General features: G+C 52.0%; 23 protein-coding genes. 5 read left to right on the top strand and 18 right to left on the bottom strand.

Translation table 11 applies throughout. The annotated features are described in order from the left end of the window. Window positions 1-110: 110 nt before the first annotated feature. The 8 genes from ACYVBJ_RS17600 to ACYVBJ_RS17565 form a co-directional block, all read right to left on the bottom strand. Entirely contained in the window at window positions 111-1043 is a 933-nt protein-coding gene (locus tag ACYVBJ_RS17600; RefSeq protein WP_460983623.1) for an HNH endonuclease, read from the bottom strand. A 67-nt stretch (window positions 1044-1110) separates the two neighbouring features. Beyond that, window positions 1111-2739: an amidase gene (locus ACYVBJ_RS17595; RefSeq protein WP_460983622.1), complete on the bottom strand. Its 1629-nt coding sequence runs from the start codon at window positions 2737-2739 to the stop codon at window positions 1111-1113. A 257-nt stretch (window positions 2740-2996) separates the two neighbouring features. Beyond that, the gene (locus tag ACYVBJ_RS17590; protein ID WP_460983621.1) at window positions 2997-3194 is read right to left on the bottom strand and encodes a DUF433 domain-containing protein; all 198 of its coding nucleotides are present in this window, start codon (window positions 3192-3194) and stop codon (window positions 2997-2999) included. 105 nt (window positions 3195-3299) lie between these two features. Continuing rightward, window positions 3300-3650: a VOC family protein gene (locus ACYVBJ_RS17585; protein WP_460983620.1), complete on the bottom strand. Its 351-nt coding sequence runs from the start codon at window positions 3648-3650 to the stop codon at window positions 3300-3302. A 31-nt stretch (window positions 3651-3681) separates the two neighbouring features. Further along, complete coding sequence (locus tag ACYVBJ_RS17580) at window positions 3682-4143, bottom strand: pPIWI_RE_Z domain-containing protein (protein WP_460983619.1); 462 nt, start codon at window positions 4141-4143, stop codon at window positions 3682-3684. Between the two features lie 158 nt (window positions 4144-4301). Next, entirely contained in the window at window positions 4302-4550 is a 249-nt protein-coding gene (locus tag ACYVBJ_RS17575; RefSeq protein ID WP_460983618.1) for a hypothetical protein, read from the bottom strand. Between the two features lies 1 nt (window position 4551). Beyond that, window positions 4552-5910 carry a WGR domain-containing protein gene (locus tag ACYVBJ_RS17570; RefSeq protein ID WP_460983617.1) on the bottom strand — a complete coding sequence of 453 codons (1359 nt, stop codon included), beginning with the start codon at window positions 5908-5910 and terminating at the stop codon, window positions 4552-4554. 41 nt (window positions 5911-5951) lie between these two features. Further along, complete coding sequence (locus ACYVBJ_RS17565; RefSeq protein WP_460983616.1) at window positions 5952-6404, bottom strand: pPIWI_RE_Z domain-containing protein; 453 nt, start codon at window positions 6402-6404, stop codon at window positions 5952-5954. Window positions 6405-6566: 162 nt separating this feature from the next. Here ACYVBJ_RS17565 and ACYVBJ_RS17560 point away from each other — a divergent pair, with 162 nt between their 5' ends. Both ACYVBJ_RS17560 and ACYVBJ_RS17555 read left to right on the top strand, forming a co-directional pair. After that, on the top strand, window positions 6567-7598 hold the full coding sequence (locus tag ACYVBJ_RS17560) for a helix-turn-helix transcriptional regulator (RefSeq protein ID WP_460983615.1): 1032 nt from the start codon (window positions 6567-6569) through the stop codon (window positions 7596-7598). Between the two features lie 46 nt (window positions 7599-7644). Further along, a complete protein-coding gene (locus tag ACYVBJ_RS17555) occupies window positions 7645-8169 on the top strand; it encodes a YdeI/OmpD-associated family protein (RefSeq protein ID WP_460983614.1) in 525 nt (174 codons plus the stop codon). A 31-nt stretch (window positions 8170-8200) separates the two neighbouring features. Here the strand turns inward: ACYVBJ_RS17555 and ACYVBJ_RS17550 are convergent, their stop codons facing one another. Then, entirely contained in the window at window positions 8201-9142 is a 942-nt protein-coding gene (locus ACYVBJ_RS17550) for a tryptophan 2,3-dioxygenase family protein (protein ID WP_460983613.1), read from the bottom strand. 68 nt (window positions 9143-9210) lie between these two features. Between ACYVBJ_RS17550 and ACYVBJ_RS17545 the strand changes: the two genes are divergently transcribed. Continuing rightward, window positions 9211-9918 carry an SDR family oxidoreductase gene (locus ACYVBJ_RS17545; protein ID WP_460983612.1) on the top strand — a complete coding sequence of 236 codons (708 nt, stop codon included), beginning with the start codon at window positions 9211-9213 and terminating at the stop codon, window positions 9916-9918. A 71-nt stretch (window positions 9919-9989) separates the two neighbouring features. Here the strand turns inward: ACYVBJ_RS17545 and ACYVBJ_RS17540 are convergent, their stop codons facing one another. From ACYVBJ_RS17540 to ACYVBJ_RS17525, 4 genes are all read right to left on the bottom strand, one after another. Next, window positions 9990-12185: a TonB-dependent receptor gene (locus ACYVBJ_RS17540; protein WP_460983611.1), complete on the bottom strand. Its 2196-nt coding sequence runs from the start codon at window positions 12183-12185 to the stop codon at window positions 9990-9992. A 516-nt stretch (window positions 12186-12701) separates the two neighbouring features. Continuing rightward, entirely contained in the window at window positions 12702-13982 is a 1281-nt protein-coding gene (locus ACYVBJ_RS17535) for a sensor histidine kinase (protein WP_460983610.1), read from the bottom strand. Continuing rightward, the gene (locus tag ACYVBJ_RS17530; RefSeq protein ID WP_460983609.1) at window positions 13979-14665 is read right to left on the bottom strand and encodes a response regulator transcription factor; all 687 of its coding nucleotides are present in this window, start codon (window positions 14663-14665) and stop codon (window positions 13979-13981) included. Before ACYVBJ_RS17530 ends, ACYVBJ_RS17535 begins: the two co-directional genes overlap by 4 nt. A 74-nt stretch (window positions 14666-14739) precedes the next feature. Next, entirely contained in the window at window positions 14740-15711 is a 972-nt protein-coding gene (locus tag ACYVBJ_RS17525) for an aldo/keto reductase (RefSeq protein ID WP_460983608.1), read from the bottom strand. A 90-nt stretch (window positions 15712-15801) separates the two neighbouring features. Here ACYVBJ_RS17525 and ACYVBJ_RS17520 point away from each other — a divergent pair, with 90 nt between their 5' ends. Next, window positions 15802-16107: a putative quinol monooxygenase gene (locus ACYVBJ_RS17520; protein WP_460983607.1), complete on the top strand. Its 306-nt coding sequence runs from the start codon at window positions 15802-15804 to the stop codon at window positions 16105-16107. A 60-nt stretch (window positions 16108-16167) separates the two neighbouring features. Then, window positions 16168-19710, top strand: a complete 3543-nt coding sequence (locus ACYVBJ_RS17515; RefSeq protein WP_460983606.1) for a carboxypeptidase regulatory-like domain-containing protein — start codon at window positions 16168-16170, stop codon at window positions 19708-19710. A 6-nt stretch (window positions 19711-19716) separates the two neighbouring features. Here ACYVBJ_RS17515 and ACYVBJ_RS17510 read toward each other — a convergent pair whose 3' ends face one another. From ACYVBJ_RS17510 to ACYVBJ_RS17490, 5 genes are all read right to left on the bottom strand, one after another. Beyond that, complete coding sequence (locus tag ACYVBJ_RS17510) at window positions 19717-20250, bottom strand: hypothetical protein (RefSeq protein ID WP_460983605.1); 534 nt, start codon at window positions 20248-20250, stop codon at window positions 19717-19719. Window positions 20251-20275: 25 nt separating this feature from the next. Continuing rightward, window positions 20276-20725, bottom strand: a complete 450-nt coding sequence (locus ACYVBJ_RS17505) for a hypothetical protein (RefSeq protein WP_460983604.1) — start codon at window positions 20723-20725, stop codon at window positions 20276-20278. A gap of 113 nt (window positions 20726-20838) precedes the next feature. Continuing rightward, window positions 20839-22083 (bottom strand): MFS transporter, encoded by a 1245-nt coding sequence (locus tag ACYVBJ_RS17500; protein WP_460983603.1) that lies wholly within the window; start codon window positions 22081-22083, stop codon window positions 20839-20841. A gap of 139 nt (window positions 22084-22222) precedes the next feature. Continuing rightward, window positions 22223-23281 (bottom strand): serine hydrolase domain-containing protein, encoded by a 1059-nt coding sequence (locus ACYVBJ_RS17495; protein WP_460983602.1) that lies wholly within the window; start codon window positions 23279-23281, stop codon window positions 22223-22225. Window positions 23282-23379: 98 nt separating this feature from the next. Then, window positions 23380-23871: a GNAT family N-acetyltransferase gene (locus ACYVBJ_RS17490; protein WP_460983601.1), complete on the bottom strand. Its 492-nt coding sequence runs from the start codon at window positions 23869-23871 to the stop codon at window positions 23380-23382. Window positions 23872-24132 lie beyond the last annotated feature (261 nt).

Genomic DNA, 24132 nt, shown 5'->3' with positions numbered 1-24132 from the left:
AATTTTGTAGGTTTGGTGAACGAACGGATGATAACAATACGAACCGACCTTATAACTATAGAGCTTAAAGCGTAGGGCAGGAAACCATTGACACAGGGAGGGGTTTGATGTTACGGACGAAAGATTGTGTTGTTGTGATAATCAAGATAGGTTGCGGAAGGCTTGTTGAGGGCTAACTCTGGCAAGATGATTAGCTGTTTACCATGGTATTGATAATACTCTCGGCCGTTGTTAAACTCTTCCCTAATACGTTTACTTACTTCAACTCTGTAATCAGGCGTAACTGTTATATAACCGTCGTCGAATAATTTGTGCATGTCCGAGCGTAGTAGCAAACCGTTGGCTATTTGATTCGGACCCGATTCCGAGAACGGTTTAATGTGAGCCGCTTCCAGCACAGGCAATGTTTTCTCACCCGTAATTGAGCATCGTTTTTGGTAAGCATCGATTACAGAGAGCCGGAAAGCTCCCTGCCCGATTCTTACTTTCTTTAATACTGAGTTCCCATAATGTGGCTCTTCTTCATCTACTAAAAATGACTCTTGCTTTCCAGGAACCGTTGTGAGATAGTTAGTAAGCGTCGTCTCGACCTGTTTCCATAAACCTGCTCCAGTGCTGTTACTTGAATTATATTTCTTGCCTTGTACAATGCTGTTAGCCCAATCTTCTGGCACTGGTATCCAGTCCTCCCTGCGAAAAAATATAGGATTAGTTAAGGCAATGCAACCAATAACTGGATTACGTTCCAACGTTTTGCGATATGTCTGAATTACAGCCCGAAATTCTTCTATAGAATCAAATCCGTTACGTGATTCAAATGCATCCCAAGCTAGCGACAGTGGTAGTTGGCTTTGAGCCGCGAAGAAGCCAAGTCCTCCAATAGCATTATACGGATGTTTCAACTTGAATAGAAAAGCACCGCCCGGCTTAAGTGCACGAAATGCGCTCTTACCACCGGGTTGCCAAAAATTAACGTCTTCCGGAGCACGGTTGCTTAGAAAGTTGTACCAACGCCAGTCTGTTACGCCGAGATAATAATCCATACAAGTAAAATAGGGAGTACAAGATAATTCAGAGTGGCATTACCCGAAAAAATATCTGTGTGATTACCTAATTTACTCCAGGAATCAACACGGGCACAAACGTAGGCCGTTCCCGCTTCTTCGACGCTTGCTCATATGCATAGCCCAAGGCGAGTAACGGCCCTTCCTGGTAGGCACTGGCGATGAAGGAGAAGCCGACCGGTAGGCCGTGAACGTTTCCCATCGGGACGGTCAGGTGCGGGTAACCGGCCATGGCGGCTGGTTGGCAGAAGTAAAAGCCGGTGTCGTAGTCGCCGTTGATGAGATCGATGCAACCCGCAAAGCCAATGCTCGTTCCGACGATGGCATCCAGCTTGTTTGCCGCCATGAGCTGGTCGATACGTTGGCGCCAGGTTCGTGTTTTGGCCAGTGCATCGGTGTACTCTTTACTGGTTAAGTCGCCTTTGGCTTCGCTGCTTTCGAGGGTTTCCTGTTTGAAGAATGGCATGGCCTTGGCCTCATTCTGCTTGTTAAAAGCAATCACGTCGGCCAGCGATTTAACCTTCGCGTTGGCTGTAGACAGGTAGCGATTTAGGCCGTCTTTGAACTCGTATTGCAGCATGGTAAACTCGGCTCCGCCCGTTTCGCCAAGCCCTTTCATCAGTTCAATCTCGACAACCGTAGCGCCCTGCTTTTTCAATACCCCTATAGCCTCTTTGTAGAGGCCAACGACGGCTTCGTGCCCTTTCAAGAATGATTTTTCGACGCCAATACGCTTGCCACGTAAGGCATCGGCTTTCAAAAATTGGGTGTAATCGGTCGCGCTCTTACCACCACTTTCTAACGTAACGGTATCGGCCGGATCGACGCCCGCCAGCGCACTCAGCAAAATGGCGGCATCGGTTACGGTACGTGTCATTGGTCCGGCGGTGTCCTGTGTCTTCGAGATGGGAATGATGCCGCTGCGACTAACCAGCCCCACTGTTGGCTTGAGACCAACCAGCCCAGAGTGTGACGACGGAGCAATGATAGAGCCATCGGTTTCGGTGCCTACCGCTACGGCACATAAATTAGCGGATGCCGCCGAGCCGGAACCTGAACTGGAGCCGCTTGGATTCCGGTCTAGTACGTACGGATTGCGCGTTTGTCCACCCCGGCTGCTCCAGCCACTGCTCGACCGGGTTGAGCGAAAGTTTGCCCACTCGCTCAGGTTGGTTTTACCCAATATGACGGCTCCGGCTTTCCGTAACTGAGCAACGATAAACGCATCTTTTGCTGCTTTATGACCCTCTAAGGCCAATGAGCCAGCGGTAGTCATCATCTGGTCACCCGTGTCGATGTTGTCTTTGACAAGTACCGGAATGCCGTGCATGGGGCCGCGTACCTTACCGGCTTTGCGTTCCTCGTCCATGGCTTTGGCAATTTTCAGGGCGTCGGGGTTGACTTCAATTACCGCGTTCAAACCAGGGCCTTTCTTGTCGATGGCCTCAATACGGTCGAGGTAGAGTTGCGTAATCTCTTCTGACGTGTACTCACCCGACTGCATCTTCTTTTGCAGATCGGAGACGGTTAGCTCACTAAGGGCGAATGTATCGTCAAAGTGGGTGGAGTTATCGGTTGACTCGGCTGCTTTAGGCGATGAGCAGGCGGCTGTTGCCAAAGAAGTTGCGGATACGGAAACGACTGAACTGTGCTTGATGAAGCTCCGTCTGTTCATAAGAAGTGAATGTAGGCTAAATGGATTAGGTTAACTGGCCATTAAGTTAAGCGGGCATTCACATAAGGTCATTCAAATCACCGACAAAAGTATCACTCCTGAGCTATCCGACGCTGACGTATCTTGTCATTCTCAACAACCGTATGCATATTGTCGATTAAGTACCCTTCTTTCAATATATTCATCAGGATATACGCCGGTTCGTCGGCAGCAATATTGGCTAATCGAAAGTAAACAACGCCGGGTGGGCGATAACCCTATTTGAAGATTAGCGTTCCATAATCACCGTCGAACGTCAGGATGATTCGCTGTTCAGCAATAGCAAAACCGGTGACGTCTGCATCGGTGACACTCGGCCGTTCCAGCAAAAATTCAACGGATAGTCTTGTTCCTTTAATGGTTGATTTCCCCGACAAGACCTCTTCATTTGCAACTATGTACTCCTGCCAGTTCATGTAGCACGTATTTTTACAAAGGTAGTGAATGCATTATAAACAGCATCTACTCACTTACGAAGCCGTCAGTTCATTCTAGGCACCGCCTAGACAACATTGATATATTTATTCCACAAAGTGCCAGCACACACCGGCCAGATCAATCAGGTTTACTTCGCGGCCGTAGGGTTGATTGATAGGCTTGCTTACCCGGATACCGAATTTCTCGGCGAGTTGTTTTTCCGTTACGTCCCAATAGAATTCATCCGCATTGGTGATACGTACACTAAGCATGAGGTTCTCGGCAAAGCTCACGTTATCATACTGCTGTAGTATAAATTTACAGCCGTCGCGTTCAAAACCGGCCATGCCATCCGCTTCCCAGTTTAGTTGGAAGCCCAGGGCCTGAAACAGTTGCTTCGAGCTTTCATAGTCGCTACCGGAAGGAATAAATGGCTCAATCGAAAGGAACTTCATAAGAAAAAGGAATAGGAATAGTCTACTTTTATTACGCCAAAGCGCCCTGAAACAGTTGCAGTCGCTCACGTAGGGTGTAGCTGCTAATCTCAGGGTTCCAGCCACCCCGTACGCTGATTGAGAATGCCCGCACTTCCGGCGTTAAAGTCGCGTATTTGTCCAGAGCTTTGTACCAAACGGTGCGATCGCGGTAAGGAGCCAATAAGGCCCGCGCCTGGCTTAACGCCCGGTGCTGCCGGGGCGACCAGATAGGCCGTTGTTTGTAGGCCTCTCCCTGTCCGTTGAGCAGGTCGGGTAACGAGTGCGGAGGGCACAGGGGTAACAACTCCGTCAGGAGATACAACCCCAGCTCTACATTAAGCAGACGGTTTGTCACCATACCCGGTAAAGCGTAACGGTGGCGCAGGCGAGTCGCCAGCGGCTCCTGCCAGCGCATCAGGCTGGTCAGGGCCGGGCGGGCGGTGGCACGAGCGGAAGTCATTACAGTGTTCATTTGTCTTTGTTGTTTACTGTCAGCAGTTGGATTGAATCCCGATACGTCGGGCCGTTGTATGCTGTTGTTATGTCAAAGATCTCACTTGATGAACGTAATTTTTTTACGTTGTTCTCTTTGCGTAAAAAATATTTTTCACTGCTTTTCCCACCCGCTCTTTATTGCGGTAAGGCCGGTAGGGTAGGGAAGTAATAAACCCGGAACAGACCGTTGTCATTGATGGCCCAATCCTCTTCCAGGGCCACGACGAATAACCACTTCGAGACTTCGGCCTGATAGGCCTGATACCCCCGGTTCCGCAGAAACTGCTTGACAATAAGTGTCGATGTGCTGCCCTCGGCCAGGATTAAGGTGGTAGCGGCCATGCGTACAGCCGATGGGGTGATTTGTTTGAGTGCTGCGTTCATCTCAGACTTTAATTTTAACCATGTACCGGATTGTCGACTGGGCCGGGTTGTAAACAATAAATTCGTTTTTAAGCAGGCTCACACCTCGTTGGGCAAACACGGAATTGTACTCAGCGTCGATTTGTCTCAGCCGATCGGCATCGAGTTGCGTATGCCAGTTTGCGTGCTGTTTCACTACCAATTGCGTTCCGACGTGCACTTCGTAAATGGCCAGGTAGCCTTCGCGTTGCATACCTCTAGCCCAGGATGATCCATGCAGCGAGGTGTAGTTTAATGACTTGCTGAACTGATCTGCAAAGTAGATGCCATACCCAAACATCTTGCCGGTAATCACGGCATTAGCGGGTCGCAGCACCAGCCCTGTCTTCAAAATTGAAAGCCAGTTTTCGCTTCGGCTGCCATGCCAGAGTAACTGTGTTTTTCGGTTCGTTTGCTGGCTTACATAGGCGTCGAAAGCGGCCTGTGTATTAGCTTGCCTGACGCTGAAAGCCGCGTCGAATTTATTGACATCGGCACCCATCATGCGCTTTATCAGGGACAGTGCGCGCTCATCGGTAACGGGCTCCATAGTCAGATTCAGGGATTCCAGCAGCGATGGCGGAGCCTGGTCGGGGGTGTCGTTTGCTTGAGTAAGCTCTACCTGCCCCCGCATCACGTCGAGGGTGTCCTGCTCGCTGGCGAGTCGGTCGCGCAAGGGCTGCAGATCGTCGGTCGACTGGGGCGTCTGCAACACCAGATGCTCGTTGACCTTGCCCATTTTGCGCGGTATGGTCTTGAACAGGTCGAGTAGCTTATGGTTGTACGTATCAATATCTACGCCAATGGCTACGAGTGCTGCTAATTCGTCGAGCAGTCGCTGGGCCGTTTCCACCTGTTTGCGAGTTACTTGCTGGGCGGTTACGACGTAGTTCTGGAGGATTGAGCGATTGGCCAGTTCCAGTAGTCGGGTCATCAGCCCACGTACGGCGACATTGTCGATGGTACTGGCATCAGTAGCCGTTGTTGACTTCGCGAAGAGATGGGTCTGGTCTACGTAGCCTTTCGCCACTTTCTCACGAAACTTTTTATCCCACTGCGCCAGCGGATAAGTTGCCGTACTGTGCGTGCCGCCCACCCGGCCATACTGCACAGTGAACGTACCATTATCATTCTCGCGCATCTCATAAAACTTATTGTTGTTTTCGGCCGTCACCATAATCAGCTTGGCCACCCGCCCCGGCGGAGTCGATAAGGTACCGGACTGGGAAACAGGTTTAGAAATAGGTTTGGGTTTAGGAAGGTCAGATGAGAGCTGAATCTTTTTTAACGCAACCGCGGGATTCATTACGTTGGTAAGCTGCTGTAATAGACCGGTAAACATGGGTACGCTACGCTTAAATACTTAAAAAAAGAAAGAAAGGATCAGGCCACAGTTTGCCGCAACGTAATGATTCGATTTCGGAAGAAACCAACCGTTTTCTCGCTAAAGCGGCTGCGGTCGGTGCTGATGTCGTAGGCTTGTAAACGCTCAGGAATGGTCACGTACGCGTCGAGCAGGGCATTCCAGATGGTGCATTGCTGGACGTGGCTGAGCATAGTCCGTCCGCGGTTCAGCAGGCGGAGTTGCTTTGGAGTCCAGGTCGGACGGTCCAGAAATGAGCTGCCTTTATCGACCAGCAAATTGGGTAAGGCGTCGGGTGGCGCTGTCGGCAGGAGTTGTGAAAGCAGAAACAACCCTAATTCAACGTCCAGAAGCTGCTGAGCCGATAACGCAGTGCGTTTTGTGGGGCGTTGAGCCGGTATGGTTGACCGCTGAGCGGTTGGGTACAAGGGCCGTAACGTGTTCTGTGGCTGGGTCTGAAATAGCGTGTTCATTAGTATCGTTGTTTAAAATTCACAGAACAAAGTTCTACCCGGCAAAACGTAATCTTTTTCCGTTCTTCTTTTATTGCGAAAATATTTTCGTGATGTTTGTCATTCCGACCGGCGTACCGGTTGGAATGACAAACACTGACAGCACCCATTGCCCCTTTCCTTATGCCCATCACTCGTTCTGCCTTTCAGCGTTATCGGTTAATTGATGAGATCATCAGCCGCTATCCTCGCCAGTTTTCCAAGCAGAAGCTGTTTGAGTTGTGCCGCGATAAGTGCGGCATCCGGTCGGTTTCGTCGCTGGAGAAAGACATTCAACGGCTGCGTGAGGACCACGACGCACCCATTGCTTACTGCAAGCGACGTAACGGCTACTACTATACCGACCCGCAGTTTCGGCTGCTGAGGCTGATGCTCTCGCCCGACGATATGGAAGCCATGGAGCAGGCCAGTGAGGTCTTAGCCGCAACACAAGGCGCATCGGTAGCTAATGAGCTGGATAATGCCTTACAACGCGTGCGGCAAAGTCTGGACATTATTCGCGAAGTAAAGCGCGACACGGGCGCGGATGCTGGCCCGGTCCGGCGGGTTGTATACGTAGAGGAGAAGATTTTGGGTGGTAATCGGCAATACGTACCGGTGCTGATCCGGGCGGTAAACCAGAATCGACAAGTCGCGTTTCGGTACAGCAAGCACGAAAATCCGATACCCGATCAGGAACGGCCAAAGCTCCGTATTCTGCACCCGATCCTGTTACGTGAAGTGTGGGACAGCTGGTACGTAATTGGGTACGACGCCCCCAGCGGCCGCGAAAAAACGTTTGCCCTCGACCGGATGAGCGACCTCGAAATACTGGACGACCCCTGCGATGTGCCACCCAATATTCTGACCAACGTAAGCGAGTTATTCGAGCACATTTACGGCATTACCGACAGCAGCGGACCCGTCGAAGAGATTATTCTGTCGTTCTCCCCTTTGTTTGGTCGATACGTGAAAGCGAAACCGATCCACCAAACTCAGGAGGTCATCAGCGATACCGACACCGAATGCCTGATTCGACTACGTTTAGCCCCAAACCGTGATTTGCTGATGCACCTGCGGAGCTACGGTGAACATCTGAACGTCTTACAACCGCAAAGCTTAGTCCAGGAGATGGCCGAGTCGTTACGTGCCACGTTAGCAAAGTATAGCTACTGAATGGACAAGTGATTTCGTTCTGTTCTCTGGGATTTATTCAAACACCATGCACACCTTCACTGCCCTTCTACAACGCTTCGGTGAAAAAGGCGAAAAAACCGGCCGGGCCACGCTTGGCTGGACATACATCGATATTCCGCTCGATATCACCGAATCCCTCAAACCTGGTCAGAAAACGGCCTTTCGCGTAAAGGGAACGCTGGATAATCACCCAATTGAGCAGGTCGCTTTAGTGCCAATGGGCGAAGGACGATTTATTCTGGCCGTTAATGCGGCCATGCGTCGGGGAATTCGAAAAGAAGAAGGAGCCAGCGTTCGGGTTAGTATCGACGTTGACGATTCGCCCATGCCGGTATCCGCTGATCTGATGGCGTGTCTGGAAGACGACCCCAGGGCACTCGACTTCTTCAACGGGCTGACCAAAGGCCACCAGAATTATTTCTCTAACTGGATCGAAAGCGCCAAGACCGTTGAGACCAAAACGAAACGTATTACGCAGGCCGTAACGGGCCTATCTTTAGGAATGGAATACCCGGAAATGATTCGGTATTTCAAGAGGAAGCAGTTGTAGCACATTCGGCCCACGTTTGGCTTTATCCTGCTTACGTTGGTTTAACTGGCGGATGTATGGATTGCCCCCAGTTTTGCAGTTCGTCAGTTGACCACAGACTTGGGAAAAACACGCGTTGCTGTTGAACAGGCGGCAGATACGATTGCCAGTTGGTGCCACCTGTTGCTTTAATATCTTCGGGTTCTTTGTGCAGGTATTGAACCGCCGAGCGGAGGTGAACTAATTTCCAGCGGACGTTTACCCGCCAATCGTACTCCCGCAGGGCCGCAATTAACTCGTCAGTGGCCAAACCCGTCTGGTCTAACTGCTTATACCGCCGGTATAGGTTTTTGAGCTTGTAGACTTCAGCTAATCGAACCAACTGGTCGCCATAATGCTGGTCGAACTGTCGGAGGGTTAACGTTTTCTGCTGCGTAGCTAACTCGGTTGCACCCCGTTTCCAGTAAATAAAATCATACAGCTCGGCAATGGGCTTGTGATCTGTCGATGTATCTGGCGCAACGACCAGATTAATAAAGTCTGTAGAGACGATCTCTATCTCTCGGAACTGAACAGATTGAAAGCCGCTGGAGGGCAGGAGGGCCATTCGAAATTTCAGGAATTGCTCCCGCTCCATACCCGTAACCATAATGCTGAATGACTGCTCCAGTAAGTCGAAGTAGCGGTTGACGCGGCCCATCCGCTCCGCGAAGAACGGTGCTGTCAATGGCTGGGTATCGGCAATCTGGGCAATCTCGTGCAGGATCAACTTGAAATACAATTCGGTGATCTGATGATACGTAATAAAGATCAGTTCATCAGGATAGGTGGTTTTGGGCGTCTGTAACGACAGCAGCGTTTCGAGGTGAACGTAATCCCAATACGTGAGGTAATCCGCTTGCAGCAACCCTTCGAGGTAAGAGGCCATGTCCTGGCCCATGGCCGCAAATTTCTGTTCCAGTTGATTGAGTTTGTCAGCTATGGATTCGTGCATATAGGTGTTGACCGAAGTGTAAATTGACTACAGTTTCTTTTCGTTCTTTGTACCCAAATGTCCAGACAATGACTTTAGAAAACAAAACGGTTATCATTTCCGGTGCCTCGCGTGGGATCGGTCGGGCTACGGCTCTGCTATTAGCTCAGCATGGTGCAAGCGTAGTTGTTACGGCCCGCAATGTCATTGAGCTCAGGCAGGTTGAAGCTGACGGTCAGGGTAAGGTTGTTGCCATACCGGGCGACGTGACGAGCGAAGTCGATATGCAACGTGTTGTGCAGGCGGCTCTGGATCGTTTCGGGCGCATCGACATTGTCATCAATAACGCAGGTTATGGCGTCTTCAAGAACGTAGATGAGATTTCCGTCGATGAATGGGATAACCTCATGGCAACGAACGTGAAGGGTACGTTCTTACTCACCAAAGCTGCGTTGCCTACCCTGAAAGCGCAGGGATCGGGGCATATCGTGGTCGTGGCTTCGGACGTAGCGAAACGAACATTTGCCGGTGGTTCGCTTTATACGGCTAGTAAATACGCCCAGGAAGCGTTTATGGGCGCGTTACGTAAGGAAGTTCGGCCGTTTGGCATCAAGGTAACGGGTGTGTATTCAGGCTTGGTCGACTCCCATTTTCACGAAAAAGGACATGGCCACGATACCTCGAAAAACTGGCTCAAAAACGAAGATATGGCCGAATCGATGCTCTTCATCGTCAGCCGCCCCGCCCACGTTGTCATCGACGAGTTCATGGTTCACCCGCTGGAGCAGGAGTATTAAAGTGATATGAATAGCTGCCAAACGATTCTGCCCCTTCTCTAGGAACCGGACAGAATCGTTTGGCATTCTTTTTACAACGTGTATTTCAGTGCCAGATTCACGATGCGACCTTCGAGTGGTGCCCAGACAGGGCGGAAGGTGGGTTGTGAGATGGGGCCGGTGACGACGGTTTCGTAATTCGCTTGTTTAATATTGAAGAGGTTTTCGGCATTCAGCACCAGCCGCCAGTGTTCGTTGTAATGATACTCCGCAGCTCCGGCGAAGAACCAGTAGTTCGGTACGCGCTGATTGTTATAGAGGTATTGGGTGCCAACTAAAGCGCTTTCAACCCCGAAACGAAAATGCTCGTTCTCCCAGGCCAGTGTCGTCGAGAATTTGTCCTGCGGGGCAAGTGGTAAATAGGTATTGTCAACGCCCGTGTGTTGTGATAAGGTATGGTTATAGCCCAAATACAGTTCATAATCGTTGTATTCCAGCCGGACGTAGGTGTCCATTCCGACGCTGAATATATTGTAAAGAGCATTCGCAAGTTGGGTATACGCGCCTAATGAACTCGAAGTGCTGGCAAATGTGGCAACCACCGGCGAGTTGATGTACGTGTAATAAAACGCCTGATCGACCTGTATCGAAAGCCCGCTTTCGAATGACTTCGAATAGGCGATGTCCATATTTGCTCCAACAGACCGCTCGACTTTAACGGCATTCACATCAATCGGCAGTAGCCGCGCTGGAATCAGGCTGACGTTTAACTGACCGGGTGTTTGGTTCACAAATAGGTTTGGCGTTTTATAACCCGTTCCTACACTCACGCGCACCGTCCAGGGGGCGGACGGCTTGATTTTGACCGACAGCCGGGGTAAAAGAAAGTTGCCAAATGTATAGGGGTGATCAAACCGTAACCCCGCTTGTAATGATACTTTCCCGGCCAGTTGCCAGTCGTCCTGCACAAACGCGCCCAGCGTTTGGTAGGTATAATCCACAAGACGGGTGCTATCAGCTCCTTTGCGGAAGGACTCAACGGTTACGTTACCCCCCGCAATAAGCTGGTGCTTGCCAAACTGAATCAGATCATTTGCTTCCAGATACACCGACGATTGGCGTCCTTTGGAATATTTACCATAATCCGTATTCTGGCGATTGAAGGCACTAAATGCACCTTTAAAGGTAATCGTGTTCGATTCCGATGTGTTATGGCTGGCGTTAAAATCAATCGTGTGGCGTCTCAGGGCCGTTGTGTTCTGGTAAGCATTCGACGGATTTGGCTCATCGCCGTCGACGGCGGCCAACCATCCACCAGCGCGATGTTCATTAGTGAAAGTATAGCCAACATTCAACCGCGTGCGATCCGACGGATTCCAGAAAAAACGAGGATGCAGATTGAGTTGCCGAATCATCGGACTGTCCGTGAAGCCATCGCTCGTTACGTCCACAGCCTGCTGGTTGGTATAGCCCGCAAACAAGGTCAGGCTAGTTTTACCGTAGTTCTGAGAGTAATAGGCATTGCTATTGCTTTCTTTCAAACCCGAACGATTCACAAGAACCGTAAATTCGGGTTTGGTAGATGTCGGCGTTTTAGACACAATATTGATCAACCCGCCAATAGCGCCCCCGCCGTATAGGGTAGACACGGAGCCTTTAACGACCTCAATCTGCTTCAGGTCGAGGGGCGGAATTTGCAAGACGCCCAGATTGCCGGAAAACCCTTCGTAAAGCGGCAGACCGTCCCGTAGAATCTGCGTGTATTTAGGATCAAGGCCCTGCATCCGAAGGGCCTGATTGCCATTAACCGCCGACGTGCGCTGAACGTGAATAATTGAAATGTCGCCCAGAATACTGCTGACGTTTCCCGGTACGACAGCGCTCTCTTCGTCCATATCTTCCTGGCCTAACACTTCTACTTTAATGGGCAGGTCTTCAATACGGGAGTTTGTACGGGTAGCCGTTACCGTCACTTCCTCCAGGGATTCATCCTGGCTGTGCAGCTTAATTGTAAGGGTGTCGGCACTAGCTGTAAGCGGGACTAGGGAGGTTTCATAACCTACGGCGCTAATGGTAAGCGTTTTAATGTCTGCGGGTAGATTAGCTAATTCAGCCAGGCCGTTGACATTCGTAACGGCCCCAATACTAGGTTTTGTCGCTGTCCGGACCGTGGCACCAACAACCGGTTCGTGCGAAAGACTATCTTCGACCCGGATGCGCAGAGATCTCTGGGCAAATACTGGTGTTATCGCTAAGGTTAGCAGGAAGGCAAGAAAGGCCGTCTTCATCATTTATTGGATTTCGCCGTAAGACTAATCACAAAATGTGAAGAGAATCTGAAGAAGCCTCGATTACGGGCACTAACCATTTTGAGCCGTTGAAATCCATTGCCGGCTGTCATTTGTTTGTTCAGGAAACCAGCGAATGACAACGTAAATATAGAGAAGCTGCCTGGCTGGATTACCTCCTAATGCTTGGTGTTTTGCTGGGTTTTTATTGGGTACTGCATGGCCTGTTTTATACTCTGTATGGCACTCCCCAACAAAAGCGCGATTACCCGCTCGGGATCGTACTTGGCTTGCCGCTGGCGGTTTTCTGTCTTCTCGTGCACTTATTAGTTCGGCGAGCTACAAACTACAGGGTGCTCTACATCTGGATTATTGAGTCAATACTGGCCGGGCTTGTTGCGTATATATTTAGCCGATCGTAAAGGATAATAAGCCTGTTATGGATAAAAAACAATCTGTCAAGCTGGCTCGCGCTGTTGACACTGGGCGTGGTGGTAGCCAGTGCAGTGTTTCAAATCAGGATTGAACGGTCGAACGTAGCCCTAGTCGGAAGCTATGTATTCGCTCGTTCGTATCGTATCTGTAGGCGAGTGGCAACTGATACTGATCCGCAATTTGCTTCACCAGAGCCAGACCCAGTCCCGTTGAATCGGGATTGCCAGGGTGCTTCACAAACCGGTTGAACAGCTGGCTATCAGCGAAGGGCAACGGCTCACCGGTGTTATAGATAATCAATTCGTCGGATGTCAGTGAAAGGCCTGCGCAGCCCTTTGGTTTACCGTGACGGGCCGCATTCTTCAGCAAGTTCGTCAACAAGATACCCGCCAGTTGCCGGTTTATTCGTAAATGAACATCGGGGCTAATCGATTGCTCAAGCCGTATGTGTTTATGTTGGAAGAACGGCTCATACTCGTCGGCGTATTGGTTCAGCAAGCTGCTTAAGTTAAGGTCGTCGGCGCCGGCGAATTGGTTGTTTTCCACCTGGGTGAGCAGTAGCAGAGATCGGTTTAGCTGACTCAGCCGACTAAGCGCATGGGTAGCATGCTGAAGGTGTTCCCAATCGGTTTCGCTTAATCGATCCGATTGCATAAGCAGTTCCAGTTCGGCCAGGGCAATAGCCAGCGGTGTCTGCAGTTCATGGGAGGCATTCTCCGTGAACTGTTTTTGCAGTTGATACTGGAGACGTAGCTTGTGCGTTAATTCGCCTAATGACTGGCCTAGCAGTTTAAATTCCCGTACACGACTGGTGGGAAAGGCCAGGTCGGTGGGCTGATCAAGTCGAAAGCTGCTGAACTTGCCGATGATTCCGTAAAACGGTTTCCATAATCGCTGGGCCAGTGCTAATCCAATCACTACAGACAAAGCCATCAAGCCTAAAAAGCCGAAAATAACACCCCCGGCCATAATTCGGGTTAACTCGTTAAATTCATAATACGGTTGACGTATGGTTACCAGGTAGGTCTGTGCCCCTACCGATACGGTAGCCTGAAGTTGGCGGATCTGCTCTTCAGAATTTAGCGAATCGCGCAGGAACACATCCGAAAACACAGGCTGGCTTGAGGCTGATCCTGTAATACGTTCAACGCGTGGGTTGTCATCCCAACCCATAAACAAGGGTGTAGCAGGTGGTTGTTGATGGAGTCGTTTTTCTGTTTGTCCAAATTGATTGAACAGGATTTCATCCACTTCATGCCGTATGGTTCGATAAATGAGCGCATAGAAGACTACCGCGCCAAGTAGTGCAACAATCAATGCTGAAAGCAGCAGATAGCGGGCAGTTTGGCCAAGTAAACTCATGGTGTCATCCGAGTCGAAAAGACGTATCCCGCACCATAGCGTGTCTGAATGTAATCGGGGCAACCGGCGGTAATCAATTTCCGGCGTACGTTTTTGACGTGCGTGTAGAGGAACTCGTGCGAGTCGGCGGCATCCATGGCATCGCCCCACACATGCTCTGCAATGGCTGCCTTGGACAGAAGTCGCTCAGCATTCGTAACCAGAAAAAGTAGTAGCTCATATTCTTTGCCTGTGAGCTTTAGATCGACGTCGTGAATGCATACGCGCTGCTGGTCGGGCCATAGGGTGAGGTGGCCAGCATCGACGCGTGCCTGACCGCCGAACAATCGACGCCGTAATACAGACCGAAGCCTGGCGTTCAGTTCCGGTAAGTGAAAGGGCTTGGTGAGATAGTCATCGGCACCGGCATCCAGGCCTGTGAGTTTGTCGGCCAGGGCATCTTTTGCCGTGACAACAATAATACCGGACTGAGAGCGCTGGTGTTTCAGATCGCGTACTAAATCCAGACCGTTACCGTCGGGTAGCATTAAATCGATCACGACACAGTCGTAGTCATAATCATGAGCCTTTTCAGATGCCTGCTGGTAGGTAGCTGCCGTCGTTACCGTGAAGCCTTCACCTCCCAGGTACTGCTGCACGGCTGCCTGTAACGCTGGCTCATCTTCAACTAAAAGGATTTTCATAATGTACAATTTACCGTTCGCAAGTTACGGTTAACAGGTTGATACTAAGCTGCGAACGGTAAATTGCTATGTTTCTACTGGCTCCACTCAGTTGGCGTCCGGTCCCAGCGGTGGCCTTTTAGCTCCTCCAGAAGAGGCTGGGATAGGCCTTGTCCGTCGGAAACAGCGGTGTTGGCTTCGACGTTACGTAGTTGTCGCATGCCGGGAATGGTCGTGTGTACGTCGGGGTTGCTCAGGATAAAGCGCAGCGCCATTTCGGGCATGGTCATGCTTTCCGGAATTAACGGCTTAAGAGCATCGGCATGGTCGACGCTGCTGTTCAGATTCTCGGGTACGAAATACGTCGAGCGCCAGTCGTCGGCCGGGAAGGTCGTTTCCTTCGTAAACGTACCGGTCAGCGTTCCTTCGTCGAAGGGGACGCGGGCAATAACGCCCAGGTTCAGTTCGCGGCAGAGGGGAAACAGGTTGTCTTCCGGATTCTGATCGAAAATATTGTAGATTACCTGCACCGCGTCGATCAGGCCGGTACGTAACGTAGCGAGGCTGTTGTCGGGCTCCCAGCGGTTTACCGATATTCCCCAGGCCTGCACTTTGCCCTGCTCCGTTAGTTTCGTAATGGCTTCTTTCCAGTCATCGCGAGTCGCCCAGGCATCTTCCCAGACGTGAAACTGCATCAGGTCAATGGTGTCGACGGCCAGGTTTTTCAGGCTTTTTTCGGTGTACTCGACAATATAATCCGCCGGAAACACATCGTCCAGCTGAAATTCTGGTCTGGAAGGCCACTGGCGGTTCTTGGGGGGAATCTTGGTGGCTGCGTACAGCTTTTTGCCGGCGTTACGTTTCAGGAGTTCGCCCAGAATCTGTTCACTCAGACCTTCGCCGTAGCCCCAGGCCGTGTCGAAGAAATTACAGCCGCGCTCAACGGCAAGGTCCAGGGCTTTCTCAATCGTATCCCGTTCTGAGCCAGTCCAGCCCGCCAGGCCCCACATGCCATAGCCAATTTCGGAAATTTCCCAGCCGGTGCGGCCAAACGTACGGTATTCCATTCGATAAGTAATAAAGGGTTATGATTTTCGTGTTGCCGTTGTTTGTAACAACTGTACACTTGAAACCACAAACATAAAACTTAGTTTTTTATGCTCGTTCGCATTGTTCGTATGACCTTTCCGGAAGATAAACTTTCCGATTTTCATACCATTTTCGATAATTCCAAGCACCACATCCGGGCGTTTCCCGGTAACCATCACCTCGAACTGCTGCGCGATCCGGATCATCCGAACGTCCGGATGACGTACAGTTTATGGGACTCGGCTCAGGCCCTGGAAGCGTATCGACAAAGCGAGCTGTTCCGCACCACCTGGGCGGCTACCAAACGGTTGTTTGCCGACAAAGCCATTGCTTTTTCGGGCAATACACTTGAGGTAGTGGACCAATCGGGTTAATAGGTAAAAATACGGTTTGCCCGGCTTTCTGAGTTATACGTTTGTCGCCCCTTAGCACTTATGAAACGCTGGCTCTTATATGGGTTGTTGATTAGCTGCTTGGTCGGGTGGTGCGCTGTCGATGCGCTAGGGCAAACAACGACCACGAGACTCACGGGGCACGTAACGGATGCCGCGACGGGAAAACCCCTGCCCTTCGCCAACGTCTACCTGAACAACACCACCCAGGGAGCCGCTACGGACGAACAAGGGAAATTTATGCTTCCAGCTGTACAACTGGGTACGGTTGATGTGGTCGCTTCTTTTCTGGGCTACGAGACCGAGCGACGCACGGTACGCATCGACGACGCACAGCCTACACCCATACACTTTGCTCTCAAACCCAACAACCAGGTGCTGGCCGACGTAACGGTGAAGGCCCGCAAGAAAGATAAGGTCTGGGAGCGGCAGTTGCGGGAGTTTAAACGATACATGCTCGGCGATCTCTACGGAAATCAATGCCTCCTGGTCAATAGTTACGTACTTGAGTTTACGGAGAGAGAGGGCCGCCTGACAGCGACGGCCAGTGAACCGCTGACCATCGAAAACCAGGCGATGGGGTATCGGCTCTTTTACGATTTACAGCATTTCGATGTGTACCGGCAGCATGTGCACTACGGTGGTTCGGCCCGGTTCGAAGAACTACCCGCGGCTGACGAACGCCAGGCTAACCGGTTTCGCCGGAACCGGATGAAGGCGTATCAGGGGTCACTACGTCATCTGATGGCCAGTTTGGTGTCAGGGACGTATCAGCAGGAAGGGTTTTTGGTTTATCAGGAAGATCTACGTGTTCCGATTACGACACCTGGCACCCCCGCTACGTTGCAGGCTTCCATCGGTCGGCGTCTGCTACCCTTAAAACTGCCCGAACTGATTCTGCCGGGGAAACTCGCCTTTGAGCGCCGGTTGATGTCGGATAAACAACTGGCCATTTTTTACACCGGTGCTACGTCTTCCTATTCACCCTACCGCGATGCCCGTTACGCTTATTCGCAGTTGATGCTGCCCTATAAGCAGATGCAGTTTACAACGGACGGCTGGATTACTTTGCCCAGCGGTATGGAGATTCAGGGCTCACTGGCTGAACAGGGACTCGCGACCTTACTGCCTGCCGATTGGAAACCAGCGGGCAGCGGTAACCAGCCAGACGCGTCGGCACCGATCCTGGCTAAAGGCCAGTTGCTGCCGCCCGATGCGCGTATGGGGCGGATAACGGAGGAATTTGCAAAGCGATTTAAAAACATGGCACCGGGTGTGTTTGTCCAGACCGATAAACCGTTCTACGCCACGGGCGACCGGTTGTGGTTAAGTGCGTACGTGTTTGACGCACCTACCCGTCGGCTTCCCATTGGCGAAACGGCTCTACAGGTTGATTTGCTCGCTCCCTCAGGACAATTGGTGCAGCACCAGTGGATTTATATAAAAGACGGGAGAGCGGTAGGCGATTTCCGCCTGTCCGATTCGTTGGCGTCGGGTACGTATCGGCTGCGGGCCTATACCGATGAAGACGATGGGCTGAACCGTCCGGCCTTTGAACGAACTGTTGCCGTGTACAACCTGATGCAGGGGGCGGGTTTAGGAAAGCTGGCGAAAACCGAAGCGGCACTGGATGTGCAGTTGCTGCCCGAAGGGGGCCGTTGGGTCGCGGATTTACCCGCCCGGCTGGGCATTAAAGTGACTGCTCCGGACGGGCGCGGCCGGTCCACCGCAGGCCGGATTGTCGACAGTATTGGTACCGAGCTGGTTCGGTTCGGCTGCAATCGGTTTGGTATGGGCAGCGTATCGATGACGCCTAAACTTGGGCAGAAATATTACGCCGAAGTCGATCAGGATGGGCAGAAACAGCTTATTCTGTTGCCCGCCTGCGAAGCGCAGGGGCTAGTCCTATCGGCCGATGCCGTCAGTGATACCAACCTGCTTATTATTCAGATTGCGGCCACCAGTAGCTTTGGTGCGGATCCGGTATACGTGCTGCTGGAACAGCGGGGGCAGCTGGTGGGGCAGCAGAAAGTGCAGTTGCAGGACGGTAGTGCCCAACTGGTGATTCCCAAAGCTACGCTGCCAGCGGGCCTGATCCAGCTTACGCTCTACGACGGCATCGCCCGTCCGCAGGCAGAGCGGCTGGTGTTCATTCCGGATCGGCTGCCGCCTGTGCGGGTGATGCTGACGCCCAACAAAGCCCGGTACAAACCCCGCGAGTCGGTGGTGCTGAACATCAACCTGAACGATGACGGACAACCGGCTGTAGCTACCCTGTCGGCCTCCATCACTGACGCGGCTCAAATCCCCGATGATACGGCAGCCGCTACCGTTCAAACGCATTTTTTGCTGACCGACGAACTGCGGGGCCGGGTGGAAGAACCTAATGTTTACCTCAAAGACAATGCCCCCGCGACCCGTCGGGCGTTGGACGATTTATTGCTGACGCAGGGCTGGCGACGGGTTCGCGGCACGCCCAACGATGAGTTGGGCGGGGGCGTGTCGGTCTCGGGACGTATCGTAAATCCAAAAAATGAACCAATGCCCGGCACACAGCTTATTCTGGCATCGACGGCGTCGGGACGGTCGTTTGTTCGGTCGGCGGGGGCTGATGAGCGGGGCCGGTTTCGGCTGGCGGGTTTACCCATCGCTGACACAACCCAGCTACTGGCCCAGCTTACCAATCGGCAGTTTAAAGATTTACCCGCCAACGATGTCCGCATCGAACTCGATCAGGTGGGAATGAAGTGGAAATCCAGCGAAGACCGGATCGCGCCTGACTGGCGGGCTCTGAAAGCTCAGCTCGAAGCCGCCCGAATCCGGCAGGAATCGAACCCGAATTTGTACCGCGACAAAACCGTCAAAATATTAAAGGAAGTGACCGTCAAAGCGCGTAAACGCGACCCGGCCGCCGAAGATGCCCGGCGTATGAGCCTGCACAGCGAAGCTGATGCGACCATTACATTCGACGATAACGGCCCCCGCTACACAAATCTGTACGAAATGTTAAAGGGCCAGGTACCGGGCGTTAGTGTTTCCCAATTATCATCGGTAACGGCTGGGAGTGGTTACCGCGTAGTCATTCGGGGCATAGGTACGTTTGTGAGTAGTACCGAGCCTCTTTTCCTGATGGACGGCATGCCTATTACGGGCGATGAAGGAACGTCGCTGCTTAGTTTTAACCCCGGTGATATTGAGCGTATAGAAGTCTTGAAAAACGGAGGATCAACCGGTATCTATGGCGTTCGGGGCGGTAATGGTGTGATTGCCTTTTATACCAAACGGTTTCGTCCGGATAAAGACAGTAAAGCGAAGTCTGGCATGATACCCTTACAGGTTATCGGGTTTCCGTCGGTGGTTCGGGAATTTTACGTGCCGCGCTACGAAGGTGAAATTGACGAAACATCGGCCGTTGATCGGCGGGATGTGTTGTATTGGAAACCTATTCTGCAAACCGACGCGAGTGGGCATACCCGGCTGATCTTTCCGCTTTCGGATGTGGTGCGAACTCTGCGGGTAACTGTGCAGGGCATCACCCGGGATGGGCGTCCAGTGGTCAAAAGTGGGTTCATAGAGGTACAGTAGAAACAATCAATTTCCCCAGGCTGGAGCGGGCGTATTGGCGTTGAACAGCTCGTCAACGTAGTAAAGTCGTCGGGGACGTTTGTCGCAAACCTCATCGCCAATCGGATACCGACAGGTGGCGTACAGGCTGACATCGTCGGGATTCATCAGGCTAGCGAAGGCTCCGTTTGGGAGACGCGCTGTGTTGTGCGCCCGATTGAGCACACAATGGCCCAACTCATGAAACACCAGACATTCGCGCTCCGCTTCACTGGCGTTCTGCCAGCAGTACGGCTCCTTGCTTAACGTAATGGTTGGGGGTTTACCAGCCTCCAGCGAACACTGGCCGCAGACGTCGCGGCCGGAGGTTGCGCCGAATTGGATAACCAGGTTGGTTATTGTAAGAGCTTGGTTCCGTTGCTGTGCTTCCTCGCGGAATGCCTGAACGTACCGCTCGACCTCCGCCGGTACTACGTATTGATCGGGCCTGGGCTCCTGGCGCGACTGGCAACCGGTCAGGGCGACAAGCAGGCTAAGCGTTAGACCGGAAAATAGGCGCATAGAAATCAGTTTGATCAACTCATCATTAAGGCGCAAACGAATCTACTTTACTGTAGCTGACCCGGCCGTCTTCGAAAAGCGCGTAGCCCCGGTAGTAATACGTCGTTTTAACGGTGACGAGTACGCCTACCGAGTTGGGCAACGTAACGTCTTTCGCCTTGGCCGTGGCCGTGGCGCCGGTTGCATCAACCAGCGATGGCAGTTTGTTCGTCGACGAATAGCACACGCCCAGTTCTTTTATAGCTACCTTGGGTTTGGCATCCAGGTTAAGGGTAAACGTAGCGCTCCAGCCCCGGCCCGATATGGCAAACACATCGACATTGGAAACCTGCAGGTTCGGCAGGGTAGAAACGGCTTCCAGTTCTTTAGGGGCTACGTTCCATTTTGAGCACCCCCCCAGCAGCAGCAGGCTCACGACGAACTCCAACAGCGGTATGTGAGCCTTCCATAGAAGTAAGGGTATCCGGTTTGTCATAGATCTATCGGTTATCAACCATGATTTTGTTATTGTGCCAGTTAAAGTAGACAATTCTTTAGTCGAAACGAAGCGCAATTCGCAAACGGTTGATGCGATAAATTTCCGAAAAATTAGGGTAAGGCAGTGGCCTTTGCCTGCTTGAGTTGCCCATTAGCCAGCCAGGCTACGGCAGCCAGACAAAACCCGAACCAGCCGAAGGGTACACGCAGATCCAGTAGGGATAAAGCGCCGAAGACGAGGGTGGTGGCAAAGCTGGCGATACCTTGCAGGGCCTGATTGATACCAAAAATTTCGCCCCGGTCTTCGTCGGTGGTGCACTGGGCCATCAGGCCTTCAATTAGCCCCTGAATGAGCGATAGCGTCAGACAGTCGATCGTAATCAGAATGTATAACCAACGCATCGATGAACCAACCAGACCGTAGCCAGCCAGCACCGGGGCACCAAGTAAGGCAAACCAGAAAATAGCCCGGCGCTGGTTGATGCGGTCGGCGATGTAGGCGTAAAAGACGTAGCTGATAACGATGCTCAGCGCGCCGAAATACATAAAGAAGTACGAAATATCTTTGGCGTCCATGCGCAGTTCACCGAAGCTGGCGAACGTAACAAAGTAGTTGTAATAACCTGTACTCAACGTTAACGCCAGTTGCATGAGCACCAGTTGTTTTAGCCGCCCCAGCCCGGCTTTCCGATACTGCTGGTCTTTTGCCGTTAAGCGGGACCAAAGCGTATGGACATTCAGCGACTGGATAAGTTCTGATTTGAGCGTGGCCACAGCCACGCCGGGTGGGTTCGGGTGCGTCTCGCGCAAGGTCCAGCTCAGCAGCATGTTAACACTCGACAATGCAACGGCCATAATCGCTATGACCCGCGCCTGTTCGCCTTCCACAACATCGAACGTAGTTAAGAGCAGACCCGCTACGGCTGGGCCAATTACGAAGCCGAGCGAAATAATAGCGCCTTCAATACCCAGGTTCCGAAATAACTGATCCTTGGGCGAGATGTCGGTAATGGCCGACCGTACGGTGGCATACATCCCATTGGTGGTCCCGTCGCTCAGCCGGTTAGCGAAATAAAATCCAACCCGCACGGGCAGCAGCAGGCAGTCAGCGAGGAATGTACCGATAGCCGATACAATAAAAATAGGCCGTCGGCCGTACCCGTCCGACAGTTTACCCAGCAACGGCGCTGAGAACAATTGCACACCCAGAAAGAGAGCGGTGCCCACGGCCAGCCAAAGCTGAGGGCGCTCCAACCCTTTTACGAACTGAGGCAGAACGGGTCCCACCGCCGAGCCGACAATAACATCAATGAGAATAATGGCGTAAATCTGAAGCAGACGGCGGTCGCTTAGCATGAATGAAGCGTTTTTCGGCTGTAAAAGTCCGATGTATACGTAACAAACCCAAGGTTGAGCTATTGGGTTTGTTACGTATACGGTTACGACGCCAATCTGATCTGTTTCGTTGATTTTTTCGGGCTAAGCGGTACGTTCGTTACTGGCGGGACGCTTTACCGAGAAGCAGTCGATTCAGAAATTCGACATCTGTATACTCAGCATTCGGCGTAAGCAGTGGACCCTGGCGCAGCGCCACCAGCTTCAGGGAGGGGATGATGTAAAGCCGTTGCTTACCGGCTCCAGCGGCCATCACAACGTCGTCGGGGAGATTAGGAGCACTGAGAAATGGACCGGCTTCGCTCCGTAGTAAGGGAATGGCTTGAATCAGGTCGGGGCTGACGGGCCTGCGCAGCCACCACGTCAGTCCGTAGGCGGGGTTTTGGGGCGTACTGACGAAACATTCGGCCAGGCGATTTTTGGCAATGATCTGTTTGCCATTCCAGTTCCCCTCCCGACGAACCCATTCGCCAAACGTAGCCCAGTCGCGGGCCGTAATAAAACCACCACCGGCTACCTGTGGATTACCATCGTCGAACCGGCCTCGCCAGGTCAACGTAATACCCAGCGGGTCCAGGATTCGTCGTTTGAGGTAGCTCTCGTAGGTTTCGGTCCTGAGCTTGCGCTGAAGGGCAGCCGCAAACGCGTTGAGGTGATTGCCGCCATAGTCAAATTTCTCGCCCGGAGCCGATACCATGGGTACGGTCAGTACGTCGTTCCAGCCCGCCAGACCCAGCTTGCCTCGGATGCTGCCCGGCGATAAGCCGCTGGTGAGCGTTAGTAGCTGACGGTACGTAATCTGAGACTTCTGCGGGTCGTTTTTCCACTCCGTGATGACGTCGCACACGCGATCGTCGAGCTTAAGAAGGCCATCTTCCACGGCTGCTTCGGCCAACACTCCATTGAAGCTTTTGCTGCCACTGGCCAGCAGTTGGGGCCGAGTGGCTGAACCGCCATTGGCGTACTGCTCAAAAACGACTTTGCCCTCATGCATGACCAGCATGGCCCGCGTGCCCGATTGCTGGCAGTACTGCCAAGCCAGTTGCAGGTTAGCGTCCGCTGGAGAGTTTGTTGATTTGATCGGGCTGGCAGCGGGTTTAGACTGGCCGAACGCAGCCGAAATACTCAATACGATAAGCAGGAAACAAGCCGGTTTCATAAGTCATCAGTACGGTGGTCGCAAACCATTGATCAGCTTACTGCCCAATGGTTTAAATCGAATTAACAGGCTATAAATTTAAGCAGGAATCCGATACGTTAAAACACCAGGACGTAATACTGACAGTCATACGTTCGTCCGAATTCTTCGACCAGTCGACGGTAGGTAGGCCGGAAGCCGTAGCGCTCGTAAAACTGGACCAGTGCCGGTCGTGTAGCGTCGGTTTCCAACTGGATCTCGTGGATGCCACGTTCAATGCACTGCTGCTGGCAGAACAGGAGCACCTGCCGGAATAAATCCCGCCCGGCAAACTGGCGTCGGATGGCTACTTTATGGATCAAACCGGCGGTATTAGCGGGTACATCAGGATAATACAGCGGATCGGACCATTGCAGAATGAAAACAGCCGCGGGTTCATCGTCGGCGTACATTACGTATAGGTTACCCTCCGTATGCTCATCGATTAAGCTCTGATGAGTCAGGGTATCAATCCCCCACAGTTCTCGTCCACTATCAATCAGCCATTGCCCAACTTCCTGCAGAATGGCAATTGCGACGTCAGGCTGATCATTTCTGAAGGTGAATTGCATAGCTACTAATTTATGGCAGGAAGACAGAAATGCATAAGAAATATCTTAAACTTGTCAGCCTACTCTGACTATGCATATATGAGTGACACCCTCTGTTGAGCGTACCAAAATGTGTTAAACAGGTTGTATAATATGATCTAACGTTATAGTACGTTTGAGCTGGTTTGAAAAATACTCTAAAAACAGTTATTCTACTGTGATTTGAGCCACCAGCGCGGGAAAGTCCGTAGTGTTATTAGCCAAACCTGTTTAACATGTTTT

Source organism: Spirosoma fluminis, from assembly GCF_054778895.1.
The sequence above is the reverse complement of the archived record's forward strand: the minus strand, read 5'-3'. Positions and strand labels throughout refer to the sequence as shown.

Excerpts from the sequence above, each read along its gene's own strand:
- ACYVBJ_RS17530 (WP_460983609.1), bottom strand. The coding sequence starts at position 14,665 with ATGAAAATCCTTTTAGTTGAAGATGAGCCAGCGTTACAGGCAGCCGTG.
- ACYVBJ_RS17535 (WP_460983610.1), bottom strand. The coding sequence starts at position 13,982 with ATGAGTTTACTTGGCCAAACTGCCCGCTATCTGCTGCTTTCAGCATTG.
- ACYVBJ_RS17580 (WP_460983619.1), bottom strand. The coding sequence starts at position 4,143 with ATGAACACTGTAATGACTTCCGCTCGTGCCACCGCCCGCCCGGCCCTG.
- ACYVBJ_RS17505 (WP_460983604.1), bottom strand. The coding sequence starts at position 20,725 with ATGACAAACCGGATACCCTTACTTCTATGGAAGGCTCACATACCGCTG.
- ACYVBJ_RS17525 (WP_460983608.1), bottom strand. The coding sequence starts at position 15,711 with ATGGAATACCGTACGTTTGGCCGCACCGGCTGGGAAATTTCCGAAATT.
- ACYVBJ_RS17575 (WP_460983618.1), bottom strand. The coding sequence starts at position 4,550 with ATGAACGCAGCACTCAAACAAATCACCCCATCGGCTGTACGCATGGCC.
- ACYVBJ_RS17600 (WP_460983623.1), bottom strand. The coding sequence starts at position 1,043 with ATGGATTATTATCTCGGCGTAACAGACTGGCGTTGGTACAACTTTCTA.
- ACYVBJ_RS17545 (WP_460983612.1), top strand. The coding sequence starts at position 9,211 with ATGACTTTAGAAAACAAAACGGTTATCATTTCCGGTGCCTCGCGTGGG.
- ACYVBJ_RS17520 (WP_460983607.1), top strand. The coding sequence starts at position 15,802 with ATGCTCGTTCGCATTGTTCGTATGACCTTTCCGGAAGATAAACTTTCC.
- ACYVBJ_RS17565 (WP_460983616.1), bottom strand. The coding sequence starts at position 6,404 with ATGAACACGCTATTTCAGACCCAGCCACAGAACACGTTACGGCCCTTG.
- ACYVBJ_RS17555 (WP_460983614.1), top strand. The coding sequence starts at position 7,645 with ATGCACACCTTCACTGCCCTTCTACAACGCTTCGGTGAAAAAGGCGAA.
- ACYVBJ_RS17490 (WP_460983601.1), bottom strand. The coding sequence starts at position 23,871 with ATGCAATTCACCTTCAGAAATGATCAGCCTGACGTCGCAATTGCCATT.
- ACYVBJ_RS17560 (WP_460983615.1), top strand. The coding sequence starts at position 6,567 with ATGCCCATCACTCGTTCTGCCTTTCAGCGTTATCGGTTAATTGATGAG.
- ACYVBJ_RS17540 (WP_460983611.1), bottom strand. The coding sequence starts at position 12,185 with ATGAAGACGGCCTTTCTTGCCTTCCTGCTAACCTTAGCGATAACACCA.
- ACYVBJ_RS17495 (WP_460983602.1), bottom strand. The coding sequence starts at position 23,281 with ATGAAACCGGCTTGTTTCCTGCTTATCGTATTGAGTATTTCGGCTGCG.
- ACYVBJ_RS17500 (WP_460983603.1), bottom strand. The coding sequence starts at position 22,083 with ATGCTAAGCGACCGCCGTCTGCTTCAGATTTACGCCATTATTCTCATT.
- ACYVBJ_RS17590 (WP_460983621.1), bottom strand. The coding sequence starts at position 3,194 with ATGAACTGGCAGGAGTACATAGTTGCAAATGAAGAGGTCTTGTCGGGG.
- ACYVBJ_RS17550 (WP_460983613.1), bottom strand. The coding sequence starts at position 9,142 with ATGCACGAATCCATAGCTGACAAACTCAATCAACTGGAACAGAAATTT.
- ACYVBJ_RS17515 (WP_460983606.1), top strand. The coding sequence starts at position 16,168 with ATGAAACGCTGGCTCTTATATGGGTTGTTGATTAGCTGCTTGGTCGGG.
- ACYVBJ_RS17585 (WP_460983620.1), bottom strand. The coding sequence starts at position 3,650 with ATGAAGTTCCTTTCGATTGAGCCATTTATTCCTTCCGGTAGCGACTAT.
- ACYVBJ_RS17570 (WP_460983617.1), bottom strand. The coding sequence starts at position 5,910 with ATGTTTACCGGTCTATTACAGCAGCTTACCAACGTAATGAATCCCGCG.
- ACYVBJ_RS17510 (WP_460983605.1), bottom strand. The coding sequence starts at position 20,250 with ATGCGCCTATTTTCCGGTCTAACGCTTAGCCTGCTTGTCGCCCTGACC.
- ACYVBJ_RS17595 (WP_460983622.1), bottom strand. The coding sequence starts at position 2,739 with ATGAACAGACGGAGCTTCATCAAGCACAGTTCAGTCGTTTCCGTATCC.